Raw genomic sequence first — 18368 nt, forward strand, 5'->3', positions numbered from 1 at the left:
ATGAAAAAGCAACACATGACTGCAATGTCCGCACTGGCGCTTGGCCTGTCGGCGGCTTTCGTTTCAGGTGCGTCCGCTCAGACAAAGACGCTTTATATTGGCATGAATGGTGGCAATATGGAGCGCGCTTATACCGAAAACGTGCTGCCGGAATTTGAGAAAGCCAATGATGTGAAGGTCGTTGTCGTGCCGGGTACTTCTGCCGATATTCTCGCCAAGGCGACCGCGCAGAAAGACAATCCGCAGATGCACGTCATGCTGCTCGATGATGGTGTGATGGTCCGCGCAATCAATGCAGGCCTGTGCCAGAAAATCTCTGATGATCCGGTTCTGGCCGATATTCAGCCAGCAGCACGCCTCAAGGATGATATGGCAATCGGCGTCGATATGGGCATGACCGGCATCGCCTATAACAAGAAGCTGTTCGATGAAAAGGGGTGGGCCGCCCCAACCTCATGGATGGATTTCGCCGACGAGAAATACAACAAGGCCGTTGTGTTCCAGTCAGCTTCCGCTTCGACCTTCGGTCTTCATGCATTCCTGATGTTTAACCGCATTCAGGGTGGCGACGACAAGAACCTCGAGCCGGGCTTCGAGAAGTTCCCGGACCTGATCGGCAAGAATGTTCTGGAATTCATCCCGTCATCGGCAAAGATTTCAGAAATGGTTCAGACCGGTGAAGCAGCGATTTTCCCGCTGACCCCAACCGGAGTCAACAACCTGAAAGATAAGGGCATTCCGGTTGAATATGCGCAGCCGAAAGAAGGCTCGGTCGTTCTCGCTGTGACCGAATGCGTGCTGGCTGGCAACAGCGAACCAGAACTGAGCCAGAAGCTGGCGCATTATCTGCTTTCGGCTGATGCTCAGAGCAAGGCGCTTGATCATGGCAACGTGATCCCCTCGAACCAGAAGGCCAAGGCCGGATCGCCTGAAGCGCAGGCCAAGCTCGATGCTTTCCGTGGTTACATGGAAACCGCAAAGACGCTTGATTGGGACGCCGTTAATGAAGGTCGTCAGCAGCTGAACAACCGCTGGAACCGTACGATCGAACAATAATACCAAGGCGCTGGAGCGTTTTCAATTTTCTCTTAACCAGAGGAAACGCTTTAAGTATTTGTTTTTGAGCATGTCTTTATCCCAAAACCGGGTCCCACTTTTGGGAGACATGCTCTAAGATGCCACCGCATCGCGCCTTGATAAAGTTCAGGTGCTACGCGGGCTTAACCAAGGTCCAGCGAGCTTTACGCAATGAACTTTGGTGCAAGATGCTTGTTGAAAAAGAAAAAGCCCGCTCCGAGCAATCGGGGCGGGCTTTCCTTTCTTGTTAAGCTACACTTTGAGCTTTCTGCTTTCGGGCTGACTGCCAGACCAGCGGTACAAGGATGAGGGCAACGGCTGGGAAGATCAGCCAGTTGATGGTTTCCCAGCCGGATGAATGCAGCAGTGAACCGGCAAAGAAGGATGCACAGGCAACCGTGCCGAAGACTAGAAAGTCATTGGCACCCTGCGCCTTGCCGCGTTCTTCGGGCGTATGGCATTCGGCGACCATAGCTGTTGCGCCAATGAAGCCGAAGTTCCAGCCGATACCAAGCAGGATGAGCGACATCCAGAAATGGGTAAGATCAAGGCCGGACAGAGCAACGATCGCTGAAAGCGCAATGATCAGGAGGCCGACGGCGGTCACACGCTCTTTCCCGAAACGGGTGATGAGCATGCCGGTGAAGAAGCTTGGACCAAACATTGCCAACACGTGCCACTGAATGCCCAATGCTGCGTGATTAACCGAGTGGCCATGGCCAACCATAGCAATTGGTGCTGCGGTCATCACGAATGTCATCAGGCCGTAGGAGACAACACCAGAAGCTACCGCCAGCATGTAACGCGGGTTTAGCAATATCTCCTTGAGGGGGCGTCCATTGCTTCCGGCATTGGCAGATCTTGCGGCTTTGGGCGAGCGCAAGAGCATCAAGACGGGGATTGCCATCAGGGCGAGAACCGCCTGGCTCAGGAAGCTGCCCGCATAGGGTGTATCGGGCAGAGCATCACGTGTCCAGATGACGAGCTGCGGTCCGATGATGGCTGCGATCAGGCCACCGACCATAACCCAGGAAATAGCGCGTGCTCTGAGTGGTCCGGTTGCAGCGTCGGTTGCAGCAAAGCGATAGCTTTGCACGTAAGCAGCATAAAAGCCCGCTATGAACGTACCGATACAGAAGATGACAAAGGAGGCGGTGAAGATGCCGAAAGTCGCCACCAGACCGGCTGACATGCCAAAACATGCACCCAGCAGATAGCCGTTGCGGCGTCCGAAGGATCGCATGATCAAAGCCGCAGGCAGAGTTCCAAGCGCCAGGCCGAGGTTGAAAAGGCTGACAGGAAGTGTGACCAGCGCTGGATCAGAAGAAAGCTGCTGCCCGACCAATCCGCCCAGCGAAATGATAATCGGCGGGCTTGCTGCACCCAGAGCCTGTGCCGCAGTCAGAACGAAAATATTGCGTCTGGCGATAGTCTGGTCGGTCATGTCTGCACTTCTTCAAAGTTGCTGTGATAATTGTGCCGGATGCCGGTTTAGTCGACCGGCACCTGAAAATGTGTGCAAATCACCGCCATCACCTGCCGTGCTATATCGCTTTCAACACGATACCAGATCGTCTGCCCGTCGCGTCGCCCGGCAATGATGCCGTCGCGCCGCAACAATGCCAGATGCTGCGAGACAGTGGAGGCACGCAAGCCGATCAGTTCGGCAAGTTGCCCCACCGACTTCTCACCACCATGCAGCCGGCAGAGGATCATGAGCCGGTGATTGTTGGCGATTGCCTTGAGGAATTCACTTGCCTCGTCGGCCGCGAGGTGGGTTTTTACGCCGTGGTCGATTGGGTTAGTCGTGTTCATGTCTTCGTATCTACGAAAATATGAAGATATAGTCAAACTTTCTCATGAAGATGATGATCAGGAAATTTTATTCTGATGTGCGACGCGAAATATGCAGTGCGGTGAAAAGGCTTCTGTCCGTCGCAATCATATTGTAGCGTTCGCACAATACTGTTTTTGGGTTGGAGTCGTCGTGCGCATACTTGTCTTGTCGGTTGTCTTTGGAGTTTTGTTGTCTGGTCAGGCTCGTGCAGAAGATGACTGGAAAGCCGTTGAGGAAATAAAGCCCTATGCAGTTACAGGCCGGACGGGTCCTGAGCTTTATCAATCGATCGGGCAGAAAGGTCCGAGGATTGGCGTGGCGCGTGTCATTGCCCATACGACCTACGTGCTGACCTGGGATCGCAAGTTCGATACTTCCAACAATGGTTGCACAATTGTTTCTGCCAAGCCAAAGCTGAAAATCACTTATACGCTGCCAAAGCCGTCACAGAAGCTACCCTCTCCAGTTAAGGAAAACTGGGACAGGTTTTATGATGGTATCTACAAACATGAGCTTGTGCATGGAGATACAGCCAAGGACATGACGCGCGAAATCGTTCGCACGACGGTCGGCCTTTCGATCCCCAATGACCCGAAGTGTCAGAAAATGCGCAGGGAGCTGATCAACCGCATTACGGCACTGGTCAATATCCAGCGCCAGCAAGGCCGTGATTTCGACCGTGTCGAAATGGGTTCCGGCGGCAATGTCCAGCAGCTTGTTCTGGCGCTAGTGAATGGAGGCTAGCATTTCCAGCAAAAGTGCGTGAGCCTTTTGCGTCGGATGATGCGTTATGAAAAGATAGAGCGGTTCCCAATTGGAACTGCTCTGGCCCATGCCGGTAATCCGGCATGGGCTTTCATGCTTAGGCCAGTTCGGCGCGTAGCGCTTTAGCCGCTGCGACCATGTTGACAAGAGCAGGGCGGACTTCGTCCCATTTGCGGGTTTTCAGGCCGCAATCGGGATTGACCCAAAGCTGTCCATCGGAAAGCTGCTTGCGGGCAAGCTCCAGCAGGTCTGTCATTTCACTGACTTCCGGCACGCGTGGTGAGTGGATGTCATAAACGCCCGGCCCGATGTCGTTCGGATATTTGAACGACTTGAACGCATCGAGCAGCTCCATGCGTGAGCGTGAGGTTTCAATCGAAATCACGTCGGCATCCATATGAGCAATGGCATCAATGATGTCATTGAACTCCGAATAGCACATATGGGTGTGTATCTGCGTCTGGTCGGCCACGCCGCTTGAACAGAGACGGAAGCTTTCGACAGCCCAATCGAGATAGGTCGACCAGTCAGCGCGACGGAGCGGCAAGCCCTCACGCAAGGCGGCCTCGTCGATCTGGATCATGGTTGCACCAGCACCTTCCAGATCGCTCACTTCGTCGCGGATGGCGAGTGCGATCTGACGGCAAGTTGCAGCACGTGGAATATCATCGCGAACGAACGACCAGTTGAGGATTGTGACCGGTCCGGTCAACATGCCTTTCATTGGCTTTTCCGTCAGCGATTGTGCGTATTTCCACCAGGCAACCGTCATCGGCTCAGGACGGGAAACGTCACCGAAAATGATCGGAGGGCGGACATAGCGCGATCCGTAGCTCTGCACCCAGGCGTATTTTGTGAAAGCAAAGCCCGAAAGCTGCTCGCCGAAATACTGCACCATGTCGTTGCGCTCAAACTCGCCATGCACCAGCACATCGAGGCCGATTTCTTCCTGCCAGCGAATGGCGGCTTCAGTTTCGCGCTGAATGAAGCTTTCGTACTGCGCGTTGCTGATCTCACCCTTGTTGACCGCTGCGCGTGCTTTGCGCACTTCAGGGGTCTGTGGGAAAGAGCCAATTGTCGTGGTGGGGAAAGCGGGCAGGCCGAGCTTGTCGCTTTGAATTGTGCGCCGTTCGGTGAACACGCTATTGCGCTTCTTTTGAGCCTCGGTGATTGCGGCTACGCGCTCTTCAACGGCCGGATTGTGTACCTTTGGCGATGTGCGACGGGCTGCGATTGCCTCACTTGCGGCTTTCAGCTCTGCAAGAACAGTGCTTTTGCCAGATGAAAGCGCACGGCCAAGGATGGCAATCTCACTGATCTTCTGCGCGGCAAAAGCAAGCCAGGTTTTAAGTTCTGCATCAAGACCGGTTTCCAGTTCGAGATCGATAGGCACATGCAGGAGCGAGCAGGATGGTGCAATTTCAATGCGTTCCAGCCCGCGCTGTTCAACGATAGGCTGAATGCGGTCGATGATTGCATTGAGATCGGCGCGCCAGATATTGCGGCCATCAATCACACCGAGCGACAGATGCTGATCGGGGCGTGCTTTTGCTGCAACCTCACTGAGCTGATTTGCGCCACGCACCATATCGACGTGAAGACCGGCGACAGGCAAAGCCAATGCGGTGTCGAGATTGCTGCCCAGTTCACCGAAATAGCTAGCAAGCAGGATTTTCGCGTCGGATGCAGCCACAAGACGCTGGTAAGCGAGTTCAAAAGCGGCCTGTTCATTGGGGATGAGATCGAGAACCAGCGCGGGCTCGTCAATCTGCACCCAGTCGGCGCCAGCATTTGCCAGTTCACGCAGCAGCTCTTCATAAACAGGCAGCAGCTTTGGCAACAGGGCTACAGGATTGAAGCCTTCAGCGGTGGATTTCGCCAGCTTCAGAAATGTAACCGGGCCAAGAATAACCGGACGTGTGTGGATACCCAAAGCTTTGGCTTCAAGGAAATGTTCGACCGGTTTGCGGGCGGCAAGCCTGAACTCCTGATCATCAGTGAGTTCTGGCACCATATAGTGATAATTGGTGTCGAACCACTTGGTCATTTCAAGCGCGGTCACACCATGTGCATGTTCATGCCCAGGTTCATGCCCAGGTTCACGGTTGCCGCAACCGCAATCACTGTTCGATTTGCCTTCACTACCGCGGGCCATGGCAAAATAGGTCTGGAGCGATACGTCGCCACCTGACCAGTTATAGCGGACAGGGATCGCGCCAACCATCACAGCCGTGTCGAGCACATGATCGTAAAGGGAAAAGTCGTTGGATGGGATTTTCGTAATGCCGTGATCGCGCTGTTCTGCCCAATTGGCAGCACGCAGGGCGCTGGCAATGGTAAGCAGCTCGGCTTCAGACGACTTGCCTGACCAGAACGCTTCGAGTGCAAACTTCAGTTCGCGATGACGGCCAATGCGCGGAACGCCAAGCGTGGCGGTGGCGATGGTGGTTTGTGACATGGCTATATATACCCCGATATAGATTGGGGCGCGGGTTTACAGACGTGCGCGAAAAGGCTGTTGCAATACAGCCAGCCCTGCGACACTCCGGGACACCCCGCCCGTGGACGTTATTTTGTCATGGCAGGTCTCCTGGCTCACGGGTCAGCACTTCGATCCGCCTTCCCGGAACTTTCATTCCAGTGGCATGATGGATTTCAGCTCGCCGCTTACAGTTGCGGGGGCAGCACCGGTTTTGCTCGATTTTTATATCCTCGCGTACAATCCCGTCTGAAAAGCCTGTCGACTTTTCCGGGGCATACGCCAGCGCACCGGTTTCCCTCTTAGCTTCCGTCGGAAAGGCTGACGGAAGAACCATAACAAGCTTCAATCTGACGGAAGCTACGCTCCTTGTCAATATCATATAAAGGAATGTTTATATCTTTATGGAATTAAAGTTCGTGCTACCAATTTTGATTGACCTAAAGTTGGAGGCGGTTGATGAGAAGATTAGATGGCAAATAAGAGAAAACTCTAATAACAACATAGAATTAGGGGGAGTGAGCATGGCTTTGTGAGCGCCTGCAATCTCAATTGATATGGCTCAGTGGTGTGACTCGTGCTAACGGTGCCACTATTGGACTGATTTCGTTGTTGGTCATCTAACTTAGATGACTGATATCGCTGACTAAAAAGAGTTGAGTTTGGCCGAATCCTCATCGGCAATTATTCGTTTTCTCGCCATGAGGGGGCAGGATATATTCATATGAGTTTCAGATATCCCTGGCAGAGACTGGCTTTATTGCCACGTATCGGTAAGCAGATCATACTTCTGCTCAGCGATTGTCTATTGTTATTGCTCAGTGCCTATCTCGCCTTTGTGATGCGTCTTGGGTTTGTTTTTGTCCCGACGCAGACGCAGATTTTCCTGATCGCTATTGCGCCTGCTCTTGCGATTCCGGTTTTTGTTCGTTTTGGGCTTTATCGGGCGATTATTCGTTATCTCGCCGAGCGGGCCATATGGCCGATTTTTCAGGCAACGGCCATTGCAGCACTTTTCTGGGTGGCGCTGGTCTTTCTGATGGAATCCTATGGCGGGGCTGGTTTGCCTCGGTCTGTTCCCCTTCTTTATTGGCTTTTGAGCACGGTTCTCATTTCTGCGAGCCGTTTTGGCGCAAAATGGCTGCTGCGCAGTGCGGAAACCAGCAAGGTCTATTCAAGTACTGCATTGATTATTGGTGTGGGTGAACCGGGCCGTCAGCTGGCGACCGCGCTGAGAAGCCATAGCGATACGCATGTGATCGGTTTCGTGGACCCGACAGGCAAGCTCAGCGGAATGGATATTATCGGACTCCGCGTCTACGATGTGCCTCAGATTCCGCACCTGATCGAAAATTTCGGAATTCGGCAGGTGGTTATTTCCGAGCCGGAGCTGGATCAAAAGCAGAGGCAGGAGTTGGCACGTTTACTTGGCCGTCTGCCGGTCAGTACACGCATTCTGCCTCCAATCGCGGATTTGACTGCTGGCAAATACCTCGTCAGTGCCTTGCGCAATGTCGAAATTGATGACTTGCTGGGGCGTTCGCCTGTGCCGCCAGACGCCAATCTCCTTCGCGAAGTCGTTGAAGGACGGCGTATCATGGTTACGGGCGCTGGTGGGTCGATCGGCAGCCAGCTTTGCCGAACGATTGCGCAGTGGAATCCCAGCTGCATCGTACTTTTTGAATCCAGCGAATTTGCACTTTATCAGATCGAGCGGCAGCTACGCCAGATTGCGCCTTGTGTCGTCATTCCGGTTCTTGGCAGTGTGGCGAGCCAGCATTGCGTCGAAAAAGCTATTCGCGCGCATGCCGTTGATACGGTCTATCATTGTGCGGCCTATAAGCATGTACCGCTTGTTGAGCAAAATCCGCTGGTCGGTATCAGCAACAACGTGTTTGGAACTCTGAACGTTGCAGCGGCAGCTCTTGCGACCGATGTCGAACGGATGGTGCTGATTTCATCTGACAAGGCCGTCAGGCCAACGAATGTGATGGGCGCGACAAAGCGCTGGGCTGAACTTGTCGTCTATTACTACGGCACACTCGCTGAAAAGGCGGGCCAACATAAGTCGTTCTATTCCGTTCGCTTCGGCAATGTTCTGGGCTCTAACGGTTCAGTGGTTCCGCTTTTCCGCGAGCAGATCGCCAATGGTGGGCCGATTACCCTCACTCATGAAGACATGACGCGTTACTTCATGTCGATCAAGGAAGCAGCCGAACTGATCGTCCAGTCAGGCGCGATTGCCAAATCTGGCGATACGGTGCTTCTCGAAATGGGTGACCCGGTCAAGGTTAGGGATTTGGCCGAAAACATGGTTCTGCTTGCGGGGCTGACAGTCCGCACCGCAGAGCACCCCGATGGTGATATTGCGATCGAGGTAACGGGAATTCGCGAAGGTGAGAAGATGTTCGAAGAACTCTTCTACGATCCTTCTCAGGCGCAGCCCACACGCCACCCAAAAATCATGCGTGCACCAAAGGGTCAGAAGGTTGCTGTGGATGTTCCTAAAAGCCTCGATACCCTTCGGACTTCAATGGAAACTGAAGATGTCAATGCAGTCCGTAAGGTCCTCTTTGACGTTATAACTTCCTGAAGCGCCCACGAAAGTCGAGAAGCAGCAACAAAACCGCGACCACAGCGATAAGCAGAAAGATGATCTGCGAAATTCTATGGTCAAAAATCATGATCGCTGCGGCACAGGCTATCAGAACGATATTGAGCAGTGCGACGTGGTTAACCACCTTCATCACGCTCCAGCCGGCCCGTTTGGCGACTTGATAGGCGTGTTTTGAATGCGCTTTCAGGATATTTTCGCCTGCCAGTCCGCGCAGGATGATCGTCGTTCCGGCATCAAGCACGTAATAGAGTGGCAGGATGAGCGCCACGACGATATGGGTCTCTCGCGCCAGAAGCAGAAGAGTGGTTCCTGCAAGAAGACCCAGCGGGAAGCTGCCGGAGTCACCGAGAAAAACACTTGCGGGCGGACGGTTGTAAAAAGCAAAGCCGAGAAGTCCGCCTGCTATGATGGCGGCAATTGTGCCACTTTCAACGCCTGCAAGCTGAAACGCTGCAAGCAGCGCAATCCCAGCCATTGGCACGCCGATGCCTGCAACAGTCATGCAATCGAGACCGTCCATGAAATTTGTGACATTGATGGCGGCCACAAGCGTGATCACAATCAGTGCGATTTCAATCCAGTGGGGTAGGAGCTCGGGCAATAGGCGGAAATCGGGTCCGAACCCATAGGCCACAATACACGAGGCCACGAATTGCGAGCCAAAGCGTGTGGTGACGGAAAGTTCAAAACGATCATCCAGTCCGCCAATAACCCAGAGCAACAAGCAGGCAATGCAGAGACTGAGGACCAGATCAAGGGTCAGTCCGAGATCTGTGCCGAACATTAAGAGCGAAATGAGTATTGCGGGTATGAGAGCGAGGCCGCCGAGTTGCCGGGCGGCTACGCTATGGTTTGAGCGTGCATTGAACTTTGCAGCAAGAAAACCTGCTGGCAGGAGCGCAGAGAGAACGTAAAGACCAACGCCACAAAGAATGGCGCTTGCAAGAAAGGAAACCAGCAGCAAAATCATTGCGACAACCAATAAAAAATGACTCTATCCCCGGAGTACCAGCTTTGCAGGGGAAGGCAAATCCCTTGCGCTTGGTTGATTTGAGCTGTCCGTCGCTCATTGTGGAAATTCTTTATCCCCAGCCCTTGTAAAGCTTGCCAGATTTCGGCAATAGGCGATTGCACTTAGTGCAGGGAGCGGCTATAAGCCCGCCCAATCGATGATATCGATCTGACTTGTTGGGGCGTAGCCAAGCGGTAAGGCACCGGTTTTTGGTACCGGCATCCCCTGGTTCGAATCCAGGCGCCCCAGCCATGAATAGCGATCAAAATCAAAGGCTTATTGATTCTGCTTATCTTTCCGCTTAGGTGGAATTCTTCAGTTTTCTTATATTCGCCGGATGTGCACTTAACTGTGGCACAGAGCTATGACACATGCCGATTCTCTAAAAATCGGTTCCGTGTCCGCTCCAGATGATGGATATGACATGCCAGTCAGACATCAGTTTCAATATCTTCGGCGGCACGGAAATATTTTCTATTAGCGTCCGCGTCTCCCCACACAATTGGTACGCAATATTGGTTCGCGTCAACTTGCTTTCAGTCTCAAACAATCAACTCATCGGCAGGAAAGCTATATGGTCCGCAAGCTCGATTTGATGCAATTTGAAATCACAGAAAGCCCACGAAGTGCATTAATTTCGAAAGAAGCTCTTGAAAAATTGTTCCAGTCCGAAATTACACGGATGAACGCTCATATGGAAAACCTTCAGTTCGCGGGACAACGCACGGAGGCGGGCTTTCATCACATTGATAATATGAGCGTTGATCTGGAAGTGGGCTGGGCATACAGGTTAATTGAAAAATTCGGCACTCGACATGTTCTGTTCGAAAGTAAGAGTTGTAAGGGTGCTCGCTATCTCGAACAATTAAATGTGCCTAACAGTCTCCGTCAGGGGATTGTCACAACCTATCATCAGGAACGCGTTGACGCTGAAAGTTCGCGCTTCAGCACAGAAATCCGGGCTCTCATGGAGGAGCACGGATTGGCGTATTCCATATTGAACTTGGAAAAGGCTAAAGCCGAGGCTTTCAAAGCCCGCGCTGATGTGCTCCTGAATACGCAAGAGCGATACCTAATCGAGTTTCCTACTGAACAAGTTGAGCCGAACGTTGTCGAGGCGCTGCCATCAGTGACCGTTGCTGACGTCCCTGAGAAGCCACATCCTATCTCACACTCACACTCACAGCAGGTGCCACTCACCGAACCAGTGCCTGTGATTGCTCCAGCAATCTCTGCGCTGCCCGGCATCGATCTCCCCGTGAGGCAGTTCATGAAACAATGTGAGCTGCTTATCGCCAATAATAGGGAGAATTGGAATGAAGACACAGCAAAAGACGTCAGGACGATTGTTTGTATTTTCAGTGGTATTCTAACAGAACACCACGTTCTAACCAGCAGCGGCATCGATCAGACACACCTCGCTGCCTTACGCCAGTATTTCAACAACATATTAACCCGATGGGGAAGCAGTAACCGCTACGTCGCGATGACAACGCTGCAATTAGCGAGGCAACACAACGGGCGGTCACACTCGCGGAACGTAACCACCAGCCTGCGCCAAAGGTTGGCCTATCGAGCGGAACTATCCGACGTCATCTGGGCAACCTTGAGCAGTTCCTAAACCACATAGTCGCATCCGGCTATTCATTACGCGCTTTCACATTCAAAGGTATCAAACCGAAGAAGCGATCTTCTGCAACTGTTCGCGCTCTGACAGATAAACCGGAGCCGGAACAGATCGCGCCTATCTTTCAACTTCCTGTTTTTACTGGATGTGCAGGCCCGCTTCCTAATCTGATGCGGATAAAGGGTGACGAAGTTTATCACTCATCACTCTACTTCGCTCCGATGTTAATCACATATCTGGGATTACGCAGAGCTGAAGCAGCGGGTTGGGCTGTTGCAGACATCGTGAAGGAAGATGGCATCTGGGCTATAAAAATCCGAGCCAACTCTATTCGGGGTGTAAAAAATCTGCGGTCAGCACGATCCGTACCTGTCCCTGAGGAGCTTTTGCGCCTTGGCTTCATCGACTATGTGTATCGTCTCAAAGAATTGAATCACTCAAGTTTATTTCCTGAATTGATGTCTCCCTCATCGAAAGCCAATCCGGGTGACCGGTTCTATAAAACCTTCGTTCCGTTGATGAAAGCGGAGAGGGAAGTTGCAGCACAACTATGGGCGCGCACCATCCATGCGTTCCGTCATGGCTTTAGCAACACGTTGAAACAACAAGGCGTGGAGATTTCAACTATCGAGGATATTACGGGCCATCTTGGACGCACGGAAGGCGAAATGCGTTATACGCAAATCGCCAGGTTGGGTCTTATGCAAAAGGCAATTGATGCTTACCCGATAATTACAGATCATCTCGAACGTCAACCAATTCGCCTTTTGCCTTTCGTTGAGGCTTCTGAACCTGCTCCATGGTTTAAGATAAGAAAGCAAAGGGCTTCGAAGCGACCGTGATTGGGCTCCGTATTGAAAAGCGGCGAGAAAGCACTTGCCGCTGCGGTTTGTCATTGTGAGTACTCACCTTCGAGAACTTTAATAGGCTTCGGGTTCAGCCGCTTTCGAAACCTGACGGCTCGCGGTAAACGGCGTTAGTGCTGATCAAACTTGCGAGCAAACTAATTCGCAATGAGTTACCGAAAGCGTGTTTTAGATTGCCCCAAAATCTACATGACGTGCAGTCACTTCACTTTGGGTTGCACACAAGTCACCTAAATTCATGACAATTTGCAGTAATCGGATTCCGATTTCAGTTTTTGCGTTACAGATTTTTACGCAAACGTTACCAAATCTGAGTTTTCCGATTCCGAAGCAAACGTGGTTTGCGAGGGAGAGCTTGGCGGAGAAAATCATTTTTCGCTGACGGTTTCTGAGCTCATAGTTTAATTAAGGACGCTGACTTTGGAGAACTAATGAGGTCATTGAGCAGGGAGCAAAGCAGACCGTTTGCGCAAACAGCGTGAGCGCCAGAGGGCATATCGCGATAGATTGAAAGCCGAACGAAGACCCCCACGTGATGATATTACCCGCGTGGTTCTTCATTTTATGATCGTTCGTGCGTCAAAAGATGAAAATCATCACTTTCTTGAGCAGCTCACTGGCTTGATACTCAAGGGTTTAAAAGGCCAAGGCTTCGATGAGGATGCTTCTCTTGATGTACTGGACGACCTCATTGCCAAGTACGCCGCATCGACTTGGGGTTTTCGCCGCAAGACACATATGCTGCAAGGGGATGATCTCACTGATAACGGGAAATAGAAGCAAGTTAGCGACGCTTCGTTTTTATCGATCTCTGGAACAATTGCCTTTGGCTTCGATGACAAATTTTAGAAACACAGTTTGCGGGTTTGTTTTGTTGTCCCTCCATTACTTCATGAAACGCTGTTTGCAGTTGCCATAGAAAGTCTATGTCTTATCCGAACCGGTTGAATCTAATGTAGGCTACCTCGGCAGCCGCCATAGGAGATAGCTTCCGAGCGCGAACGAAACGAACGCCACGGAAAAAAGCCAAGCGCTGTCTGAAAACCAATCACCGATCATAACGTCCCCCAACGTGTATTGCTTAATTAGCACATCGTTGATGATTGGTATCATGCATTTTTGTCGCGTATTCCAATTGAACTGCTTGAGAGCCAAGGCCTGTGAATAACTTTAAGCTCAGATCTCTGCTAAATGCTAATATGCGTGAAAAGCATGAATTTAATGGCAAAATCCCAGTACACACGGCATGGAAAAAAGCCGGTAAGATCCGGGACTTAGATAAAATGGGATGTCGACGACTTTTTTGCTCTTGGATTCTTGCCGGAGAAAAAAGATCCTGCAATAGTGACCTTGCCTGATCAATCAGGCGTCTCCATCAGCTGCTCTAACAGCTGATGGAGACTGACTTAGCCTACTGTTTTAGGAGCCAAGCCTATGATCGATCTTATCGATATTCATCCGCAATTAAAAGATCCGTTCGCCGGATTTCGTGGTGCCAATTGGCATAAACCGCGGAAATAATTTCTGCTACCAACGCGTTTGAGACTTACTAAGCGCGAACACATTAATTCTTTTGACTGCAAATAACGCCGTGTGCTTTTGCGCATAACGCTGCGGTTTTCTACCGTCCGCTAAATGACCTCGCTCCGACGTACTGTTGGGAGGCTGCGAGAAAAATGGTGCGCGTCTAAAATCCTTACTCAAACAAATCTGCACGTGACCACCACGCGCCGAGTGGAGAAACTATACCGTTAAAAAATACGATTGGTCATATTGTTTTAATGCAAAATCGGATCCCGCGCCGGCATTTCGGCCGTGAACTCGACGCAACATCCGAACTGTCGAGATTTTCCTTTGACCTTGGAAAGCTCGACGACATTGAACTTCAGAAGCCGGAGCTTCTTGATCGGATAGCGCGGCAGCTCATTTGGAGTGAAGGTGAAAAACTCATCAGTTTGATTGAAGAAACTTTATCTCCTTCAGCGGCATATCCCCAAAAGGCATTCTTTTCGTCTGCCCCTGGCATACCGATTTCGCGAGCAATAGCTGATCAGCTAGCGGCTGCCTTATTATCAGATCAAAGACCCGATGATGGGCGACGACATTCATTAACTCCAAATTATCTGGGAGGCGGCTTTGCATTTGATCTTTTGCTTTATGATCATCAACTCAAGAGATTGCGTTATATTTATCTTGCATATGGTCTTGGGCTTAATCGCCGTGCCATGAACGAGTGGCGGATAGAAAGAGGCGTCCTTGCTGGCACTTTACCACCATTAGCTGGGCAATATTTCGGGGTTGAAGTAGAGAACATTGAGTTTGTAATGATCGACCCGATGCTCGGTGAGACCAAAGTTCCAGAGAGGATCTGGTCTCTGAACGATCTGGATCAGCTAACAGAAATTCCGGGCAGTGCAAAACAAGCACTGGAAATCCAGCTTCGGCAGAGACAAATGCTTGGGCTGTGGTTTGGCAAAAGTCTTGCAATTGACGAACAAGAACAGTGCAGACAAATCATGTCAATTATCACACGCCTTGCGCTCGATGAAATGGATCGCGGAAAACCACCCCGTTTTGATACGCTTTAACCTTCTCTGATGTAGTGATCAGAGCGGCGGCATGTGCTTAGAGCGCTACCGAATCGTATTGGAGCCAGTATGCGCTCGACGCCTAAAAGGCTGCGCTGCGAGTAGCGCAGCAAGCAGATGCAATAAAGCAATTGAACAGATCCTCGGGCGCGTTGCTGCGCACGATTAACCCCACTTGTAAAAAATCAATGGAGCAGTCCATGACGGTCACGATTAAAAATGGAAAAATGAACAGTACAGAACTTGAGCTCGAAATCGCCATGCTGAAGTCGCTTGTTGGCGATTTGGAGCGCATATTGCAGGGTGATTACCCCAGTGAACTGGAGTTGAACAGCGCGCCGATTATAACAAATTGGAAGGTAAGCGGCCGCCCGTCAACTTGTCTTGAGGGTGCGTTGTTTGAACATCCCCGTCTGGGGAATCTCGTGCCCAGTGGGCTCACATCCGAGCTCTGGCTTCTTGATCTCGACAGGAATTACGCACGCACCTTCAGTCGCTTTTATCGTCTAGGTAAAAAAGCATGAACATTACTAAAAAGTAGGGATGGGCGGTGTGATCAGCGATGATGGTAAGCAATTCAGCTCTAATGAAAATATCTCAATAGCTTATCTGCTCTCTTTAAGTGCATCCAGCCCTGTTAAGCTGAACCTTTTGATAGGCTCAGCGTTGCGTAGCTGTTGTGAGCTTCTGTGGCGCAGATGCTAAGTTTCAGCGGGTAACGAGCGCTGCAGCCACAATAGGTGTCGAAGAATTTTAAATAGGTTGTGGAGGCGTATGAAGTTATGGATCTGGTCTGATACTGACAATGAACTGCAGGATGTGCCGTATCCGAGCCGAGAGCAAGCGCCGGACTGCGATCTCATTTTAATTGCCGGTGATCTCAACAGTACCCCGGAATTGGCCGAAACGTTAGAGTTTCTCATCCGGCGATATGAGAAGCCTATCGTATACGTTCCTGGAAACCATGAGTATTATCAGGACATAGATCGGTGGCTGCTGAGTGACCGCCTTCGTTCCATGGAAACGGACCGGCAGATCATCAAGGCAGTTGAAACCTTATCGCTCGACTGGCTGAACCGCTTTTATTGCCTTGATGAAGATCAGATAGTAATTGGCTACACTCGGATTATCGGGGCTACCTTGTGGGTCGATTTTGAAATGAATCTTGCCACACGATCAGATTTACCTCAGCGTACACATGAAGCGCGGGGGTGTCCTACATGACTTCCGGGCGATCTATATGCAAAATGGCAAGCGTTTTAAGCCTGAATACGTGTTGAATCTTCATCACTCCAATGCGGATTATATACGACGAAAGCTCTCGGAGCCATTTGATGGCAGCACGGTCGTTGTAACACATCACATGACGCATCCGGAGTGCACCCCTCCAGCCTATGCGGGAATGAAAGCACACTATCTATTTGCTAGCAGTGACGACGTATTCGGCCATCTTTTGCATTCTGCTATGGCACCCGAACTATGGATCTGTGGTCACACTCACCACGCTTTTGACATCCGGATTGGGAGAACTCGCATTGTTTGCAATCCCTTTGGTTATAAGTGGGAGCAGGACAGAAACGGCTGTCGGTGGAAACTTGTCATCGAGGTCTGAACTGAGCGTGCGAATGAGTAGCCAATTACCGAATTGAAAGCATGTTTCAATGCCTTTTATCGAGCATTCTTACTGTTGACAGACACGAATGCAGCGCAAGGCCCCAAAAGGGCCTTATTCAATGATAACCACGCAGTTGACTTAGGAGCACTATTTCTTCAATTACGCTATAACACATTGGTAAAAAATATTTGAGAAAGTGGCAGTCGTGACAAATAGAAGATCGGCCCAGATAAGATCATGAGTACCGACATTTCTGCAGCAAACGCAACCCACGAAGTTGTAATCGCCGAGCCAACAAAAGGTGCAAGGGTTGCTCTTCGTGATATCTCAGAAGCTCTATCGAAATATCGATTGGCGTTGATATTCGGATGGCAAGATGTCGCCCAACGATATCGCAGATCCCGTGTAGGGGCTTTCTGGCTAACGTTAAACATGGCCGTATTTATTGGCGCGCTTGGACTGATATTTGGAACGCTTTTTCAAAGTGAGATGCGCGAGTTTCTGCCGTATCTTTGTGCTGGTGTTATTACGTGGGGCTTTATCTCAACCTGTTTAAGCGAAGGATGCACGACGTTCACTTCTTCGGATGGGATAATTCTGCAAGTTCGTATGCCCCTATTTACGCACATAATGCGTGCTATATGGAGGAACGTAATAATATTTGCACATAATATTGTTATTTTTCCTATTCTTCTTCTGATACTCGGCAAGATGATTAATTTTAATGCACTTTGGGCAATTCCTGGATTCCTTCTCTTATGTCTGAACTTATCCTGGATGATGCTCATATTGGCTATTCTTTGCGCCCGGTTCCGCGATATGACACAGGTCGTAACAAATATTCTACAGGTACTGTTCTATGCTACACCGATTATGTGGATGGTGAAGATTCTTCCTGATCACGTGTCACGCGCATTTATCGAATTAAACCCGTTTTATCATTTTATCGAGCTTGTAAGAGCTCCTCTCTTCGGATCACCTCCATCTTTGCTTGACTGGACCTTTGGTTTTGCATGCGCGATAATTGGTTGGATTGTCGCAATCGTGTTTTTTGGGCGATATCGTTGGCGCGTAGCGTATTGGTTGTAGAAAATGAGTTTAATTCACCTTCAGAATGTTAGCGTCGAGTTTCCAATCTATAACTCGACAAGTCGTTCGCTTAAAAATAGAGTCCTTAGCATTGCAACGGGCGGGAAGATTGAAAGACGTAGTGACCGTCTGGTGATTGTTCGTGGTCTTGACAATATTTCCCTGACTTTCAAGGACGGGGATCGAGTGGGATTGATCGGCCACAATGGATCCGGGAAAACCACGCTACTTCGTGTTTTGTCGGGGATTTACACGCCGACACATGGTAGTTCAATCATCAATGGCAATTGCGTTTCGTTGATCAATATTAATCTTGGCATAGACCCAGATGCGACAGGAAAAGAAAATATTCGTCTGCGCTCAGCGATGATGGGTATGCCACCTGAGGAAATTGATGAAAAATTTGAACAAATTGCTGATTTTTCAGGTCTTGGCGAATTCTTGGATGTTCCGTTCCGCACCTACTCTTCGGGAATGCAATTAAGGTTGGCATTTGCGACTTCAACGGCTGTTCGGCCTGAAATCCTGATTATGGATGAATGGCTCTCAACCGGCGACGAAGATTTTAAGGAGCGTGCGAATACACGTATGCGCGAGCTAGTTGATTCGACAAAAATACTCATTCTGGCAAGCCATTCAAAAGACTTGATGAAAAAGAACTGTAACAGAATAATATGGCTTGAACACGGAAGAGTTAAAATGGATGGCCCAACCGAAGATGTTCTTCAAACTTACTTCGGTGAATGACAAGATCGCGGCTGAGCTTATAAACATCAAAACGAAAAGTAGGTAAGTT

Annotated in this window: 15 protein-coding genes, 1 tRNA gene and 1 riboswitch; of the genes, 12 read left to right on the top strand and 4 right to left on the bottom strand. The window is 50.4% G+C overall.

The annotated features are described in order from the left end of the window. Nucleotides 1-1056 (top strand): ABC transporter substrate-binding protein, encoded by a 1056-nt coding sequence (locus CEV32_RS22165; RefSeq protein ID WP_235818863.1) that lies wholly within the window; start codon nucleotides 1-3, stop codon nucleotides 1054-1056. A gap of 268 nt (nucleotides 1057-1324) precedes the next feature. Here CEV32_RS22165 and CEV32_RS22170 read toward each other — a convergent pair whose 3' ends face one another. Both CEV32_RS22170 and CEV32_RS22175 read right to left on the bottom strand, forming a co-directional pair. After that, a complete protein-coding gene (locus tag CEV32_RS22170) occupies nucleotides 1325-2521 on the bottom strand; it encodes an MFS transporter (protein WP_094579295.1) in 1197 nt (398 codons plus the stop codon). Between the two features lie 47 nt (nucleotides 2522-2568). Then, the gene (locus CEV32_RS22175; protein ID WP_094579296.1) at nucleotides 2569-2892 is read right to left on the bottom strand and encodes an ArsR/SmtB family transcription factor; all 324 of its coding nucleotides are present in this window, start codon (nucleotides 2890-2892) and stop codon (nucleotides 2569-2571) included. A 172-nt stretch (nucleotides 2893-3064) separates the two neighbouring features. On the opposite strand from CEV32_RS22175, the gene CEV32_RS22180 reads away from it, so the two are divergent. Continuing rightward, nucleotides 3065-3658: a DUF922 domain-containing Zn-dependent protease gene (locus CEV32_RS22180; protein ID WP_374883045.1), complete on the top strand. Its 594-nt coding sequence runs from the start codon at nucleotides 3065-3067 to the stop codon at nucleotides 3656-3658. Between the two features lie 118 nt (nucleotides 3659-3776). On the opposite strand, the gene metE is transcribed toward CEV32_RS22180, so the two are convergent. Further along, nucleotides 3777-6137 (bottom strand): 5-methyltetrahydropteroyltriglutamate--homocysteine S-methyltransferase, encoded by a 2361-nt coding sequence (gene metE / locus CEV32_RS22185; protein ID WP_094579298.1) that lies wholly within the window; start codon nucleotides 6135-6137, stop codon nucleotides 3777-3779. Between the two features lie 105 nt (nucleotides 6138-6242). Next, a riboswitch (cobalamin riboswitch) is annotated at nucleotides 6243-6511 on the bottom strand. 371 nt (nucleotides 6512-6882) lie between these two features. Here metE and CEV32_RS22190 point away from each other — a divergent pair. Next, nucleotides 6883-8751 carry a polysaccharide biosynthesis protein gene (locus CEV32_RS22190; protein WP_094579299.1) on the top strand — a complete coding sequence of 623 codons (1869 nt, stop codon included), beginning with the start codon at nucleotides 6883-6885 and terminating at the stop codon, nucleotides 8749-8751. Here CEV32_RS22190 and CEV32_RS22195 read toward each other — a convergent pair. After that, nucleotides 8738-9745 (bottom strand): MraY family glycosyltransferase, encoded by a 1008-nt coding sequence (locus CEV32_RS22195; RefSeq protein WP_094579500.1) that lies wholly within the window; start codon nucleotides 9743-9745, stop codon nucleotides 8738-8740. The genes CEV32_RS22190 and CEV32_RS22195 overlap by 14 nt on opposite strands. Nucleotides 9746-9964: 219 nt before the next feature. On the opposite strand from CEV32_RS22195, the gene CEV32_RS22200 reads away from it, so the two are divergent. The 9 genes from CEV32_RS22200 to CEV32_RS22240 all read left to right on the top strand — a co-directional run bounded on the left by CEV32_RS22200 (nucleotide 9965) and on the right by CEV32_RS22240 (nucleotide 18319). Continuing rightward, a tRNA-Gln gene (locus CEV32_RS22200) sits at nucleotides 9965-10039 on the top strand. Between the two features lie 322 nt (nucleotides 10040-10361). Next, the gene (locus tag CEV32_RS22205; protein WP_094579300.1) at nucleotides 10362-11408 is read left to right on the top strand and encodes a hypothetical protein; all 1047 of its coding nucleotides are present in this window, start codon (nucleotides 10362-10364) and stop codon (nucleotides 11406-11408) included. A gap of 227 nt (nucleotides 11409-11635) precedes the next feature. After that, nucleotides 11636-12256: a tyrosine-type recombinase/integrase gene (locus CEV32_RS22210; RefSeq protein ID WP_235818873.1), complete on the top strand. Its 621-nt coding sequence runs from the start codon at nucleotides 11636-11638 to the stop codon at nucleotides 12254-12256. Between the two features lie 489 nt (nucleotides 12257-12745). After that, nucleotides 12746-13057 carry a hypothetical protein gene (locus CEV32_RS22215; RefSeq protein WP_094579302.1) on the top strand — a complete coding sequence of 104 codons (312 nt, stop codon included), beginning with the start codon at nucleotides 12746-12748 and terminating at the stop codon, nucleotides 13055-13057. A gap of 1004 nt (nucleotides 13058-14061) precedes the next feature. Beyond that, a complete protein-coding gene (locus tag CEV32_RS22220; RefSeq protein WP_094579303.1) occupies nucleotides 14062-14868 on the top strand; it encodes a hypothetical protein in 807 nt (268 codons plus the stop codon). 200 nt (nucleotides 14869-15068) lie between these two features. After that, a complete protein-coding gene (locus CEV32_RS22225) occupies nucleotides 15069-15392 on the top strand; it encodes a DUF6634 family protein (RefSeq protein ID WP_235818864.1) in 324 nt (107 codons plus the stop codon). A gap of 250 nt (nucleotides 15393-15642) precedes the next feature. Further along, nucleotides 15643-16092 (top strand): metallophosphoesterase, encoded by a 450-nt coding sequence (locus tag CEV32_RS23955; RefSeq protein WP_235818865.1) that lies wholly within the window; start codon nucleotides 15643-15645, stop codon nucleotides 16090-16092. Nucleotides 16093-16720: 628 nt separating this feature from the next. Then, nucleotides 16721-17572: an ABC transporter permease gene (locus CEV32_RS22235; protein ID WP_094579305.1), complete on the top strand. Its 852-nt coding sequence runs from the start codon at nucleotides 16721-16723 to the stop codon at nucleotides 17570-17572. A gap of 3 nt (nucleotides 17573-17575) precedes the next feature. Next, a complete protein-coding gene (locus CEV32_RS22240) occupies nucleotides 17576-18319 on the top strand; it encodes an ABC transporter ATP-binding protein (protein ID WP_094579306.1) in 744 nt (247 codons plus the stop codon). The last annotated feature ends 49 nt before the right edge of the window (nucleotides 18320-18368 follow it).

The organism is Brucella rhizosphaerae (assembly GCF_002252475.1).
GTDB classification, from domain to species: domain Bacteria; phylum Pseudomonadota; class Alphaproteobacteria; order Rhizobiales; family Rhizobiaceae; genus Brucella; species Brucella rhizosphaerae.